At 46.1% G+C, this 3,064-nt stretch carries 5 protein-coding genes; all 5 read right to left on the bottom strand.

Annotation, left to right across the window (positions count from 1 at the left end; genetic code table 11):
- A partial coding sequence (gene atpF / locus GY843_RS11625) for a F0F1 ATP synthase subunit B (protein ID WP_297309747.1) occupies positions 1 to 213 on the bottom strand: 213 nt, incomplete at its 3' end.
- A 62-nt stretch (positions 214 to 275) separates the two neighbouring features.
- The gene (atpE, locus tag GY843_RS11620; RefSeq protein ID WP_297309745.1) at positions 276 to 506 is read right to left on the bottom strand and encodes a F0F1 ATP synthase subunit C; all 231 of its coding nucleotides are present in this window, start codon (positions 504 to 506) and stop codon (positions 276 to 278) included.
- A gap of 86 nt (positions 507 to 592) precedes the next feature.
- The gene (atpB, locus tag GY843_RS11615) at positions 593 to 1,456 is read right to left on the bottom strand and encodes a F0F1 ATP synthase subunit A (RefSeq protein ID WP_297309743.1); all 864 of its coding nucleotides are present in this window, start codon (positions 1,454 to 1,456) and stop codon (positions 593 to 595) included.
- 16 nt (positions 1,457 to 1,472) lie between these two features.
- Entirely contained in the window at positions 1,473 to 1,892 is a 420-nt protein-coding gene (locus GY843_RS11610; RefSeq protein ID WP_297309741.1) for an ATP synthase subunit I, read from the bottom strand.
- 215 nt (positions 1,893 to 2,107) lie between these two features.
- Positions 2,108 to 2,986: a ParB/RepB/Spo0J family partition protein gene (locus GY843_RS11605; RefSeq protein ID WP_297309739.1), complete on the bottom strand. Its 879-nt coding sequence runs from the start codon at positions 2,984 to 2,986 to the stop codon at positions 2,108 to 2,110.
- Between the last annotated feature and the right edge of the window lie 78 nt (positions 2,987 to 3,064).

Genomic DNA, 3,064 nt, shown 5'->3' with positions numbered 1-3,064 from the left:
TTCTTCTTTGCCTTTACGCATATTTTCAGTGGCTTTTTCTTGAGCCAGCTGTAAATCACGCTCAGCACGGTCAGCAGCGTCCAGACCTTCAGCAATCTTTTTCTTACGTTCTGCCAGTGCAGCCGTAATTGGCGGCCACACGTACTTCATGCAGAAAACAACAAAGATAAAGAAAGCGATGGCCTGACCAATGATGGTTAGATTGATATTCACGCCATTACCTCTCGCGGTTGGTTAAGTTAATCGACAAGTCAGTCTTTTCGACTTGTAGTTACTTACGCAACAGCGAACAGTACGTACAGACCCAGACCTACACCGATCATAGGTACCGCATCAACCAGACCCATTACGATGAAGAACTGTGTACGCAGAAGAGGAATCAGTTCAGGCTGACGAGCAGCACCTTCCAGGAATTTACCACCCAGGATACCGATACCTACAGCAGCACCTACTGCGCCCAGACCCAACATCAGTGCACCAGCGATGTATAGCAATGCCATTTCCATCTGTTATATCTCCAATTAAGTTTTAAAGTTTAAATTGAAAGTTTTTAAAAAATCGTTTTTCTGTTTCTTCTATTCAGCAATCGTGCTTAGTGGTCATCGTAAGCCATGGCCAGATATACAATCGTCAGTACCATGAAGATGAACGCCTGCAGCGTGATTACAAGAATATGGAAGATTGCCCAAGGTACAGACAGTACCCACTGTGCCCAGAATGGTAGCAGCGCGATCAGGATGAAGATCATCTCACCCGCGTACATGTTACCGAACAGTCGCAGCGCCAGAGAGATTGGCTTAGCCAGCAGACCTACAAGTTCCAGGAACAAGTTAAATGGAAGCATCGCTTTACCCAGAGGCTGGAAAGAAAGTTCAGCCAGGAAGCCGCCCAGACCTTTCTGTTTGATGCTATAGAAAATAATCAGTGCAAATACGCTAAGAGCCATACCTGCAGTCGCGTTTACGTCAGTAGTTGGTACGACTTTCATGTAGCCGATACCCATCTGACTTGCGATGTATGGAAGCCAGTCAACTGGGACCAGGTCCATTGTGTTCATCAGGAAGATCCAAACAAAGATTGTCAGCGACAGTGGCGCAATCATTGGATTCTTATGGTGGAAGATGCCTTTAACGTTGTCGTCAACAAACTCAATGATTGTCTCAACAAAGTTCTGCGTGCTACCTGGTACACCAGATGTAGCAGTCTTAGCAACTTTACGGAACAACCAAAGGAAGAACACGCCCAGTACAATTGACCAGCCCATTGTGTCTACGTTGATTGCCCAAAAGCCCATATCAGCAGCTTCGCCGCCGTGAGCAAAAGTCCAAGTACCTCCTTCACCTACCACGGAGCCATCATAACGGGTAGTACCTTCCGGCAACTTACCAAATGTTAAGTTGGTTAAGTGGTGTGAAATATATTCTGAGGAGGTGAGAGTTCCGCTTTCACTAGCCATTCTCAGTTTCTCTCGTTCAAAGTTTCAGGAATCTTTTATTCATATTCATCTGAGCAATCCAACCGGATATCTGCATCAGGATGAAAGTGCCAAATAAGGAAAATGGATTCAGAGGTTGAATCAGGATAAACACAGCGGCAAAGGCCAGTATGCTTATACTCATTTTCCATATTTGGCTCATGTACATTTCGGCTAATGCCATCTTGGCACTCTGTTCCTCACGAAAGGTGAGTGCGCGATGTGCAAAATAGAGATTAGGCAGCAGATAAAGACCGCCTCCAAGCAGTGCCGACCAGGCTGTTACCAGACTGTGGGCTAAAAGTGCGACAGACAAAGCCACACAGATCCCTGCTTGTATCAGGAATATTTTAAAGATGCGGTTACGAGTTCTCTGACTATGGACACCGTGTTTACGGTTCCCCTTGCCCATTGCCATTAATGTCGCAACCTTTTGTAACAATTAGTCCCGATTTTGCTCTATCTTGGAGCGCATACACCCCAAAATGCGAGCCGATTATATGAGCTTAGGCGCGACGAAACAACAGGCAGTTACAGCATTTGCACTAATGTCGTAGCACAATATGCGCTATGTCATCTTAATTGCTGTTCTAAAGTACTGTTTTACGTCGATAACCTCACAGATTTAGTGGATTATTTTAAAAGTTCTAAAATACTGCTTAACGCTTCTTCATCATCAAAATTGATGGTGATTTTGCCCCTGCCTTTAGCGTTCTGACTAATCGCTACCTTACTGGCAAAGCGCATAGAGAGCTGGCCTTCCAGTTCAGAGAGGCGTGGATCTGGTTCTGGTTTTACCGTTTCAGCTTTGGGGGCTTCACCCTGCTGAATTTTCTTAACCAGTGCTTCGGTCTGACGCACAGATAAACTTTTGCCTGATATTTCTCGCGCGGCTTCAATCTGCTGATCATCTTCCAGTGAAAGCAGCGCACGTGCATGACCCATCTCCAGATCGCCGTATTCCAGCATCTTTTTCACTTCATCGGTCAGATTTATCAGACGCAGAAGGTTTGTAACTGTGGAACGTGACTTACCGATTGCATCTGCAACTTCCTGCTGGCTGAGTTCAAACTCATCCTTGAGGCGTTGCAGGGAAATCGCTTCTTCAATCGGATTTAGGTTTTCACGTTGAATATTCTCTATAAGTGCCATCGCGATGGCAGCTTCATCCGGTACATCCTTCACAATGGCAGGGATCTCGGTCAGATCTGCCATCTGCGATGCACGCCAACGGCGCTCACCCGCGATAATCTCATAGCGGTCCGAATCGATTGGGCGCACTACGATTGGCTGCATTACACCCTGAGCACGAATTGAATTAGAAAGCTCTTCAAGCGCTTGTGGTTCAATATCACGACGCGGTTGGTAACGACCACGCTGGATTACATTCACCGGCAACTGGCAGTAACCATCCAGATTTTCAGCATCTTTGGTAGAAACTTTTTCTTCAACATCACTGACGCTGGACAGTAGTGCATCCAGACCTTTACCCAGTCCACGCTTTTTAGCCATTGATTATGCTTCCTGTGATTGTTCTTTTTCTTCCAGTTGGGTACGACGGATCAATTCACCTGCCAATGCCAGGTAGGC

This window comes from Neptuniibacter sp. (assembly GCF_024231755.1).
Taxonomy (GTDB): domain Bacteria; phylum Pseudomonadota; class Gammaproteobacteria; order Pseudomonadales; family Balneatricaceae; genus Neptuniibacter.
The sequence above is the reverse complement of the archived record's forward strand: the minus strand, read 5'-3'. Positions and strand labels throughout refer to the sequence as shown.

What these genes read in the sequence shown, in the direction of transcription:
- atpE (WP_297309745.1), bottom strand. Translation starts at nt 506, where the DNA reads ATGGAAATGGCATTGCTATACATCGCTGGTGCACTGATGTTGGGTCTG.
- atpB (WP_297309743.1), bottom strand. Translation starts at nt 1,456, where the DNA reads ATGGCTAGTGAAAGCGGAACTCTCACCTCCTCAGAATATATTTCACAC.
- GY843_RS11610 (WP_297309741.1), bottom strand. Translation starts at nt 1,892, where the DNA reads ATGGCAATGGGCAAGGGGAACCGTAAACACGGTGTCCATAGTCAGAGA.
- GY843_RS11605 (WP_297309739.1), bottom strand. Translation starts at nt 2,986, where the DNA reads ATGGCTAAAAAGCGTGGACTGGGTAAAGGTCTGGATGCACTACTGTCC.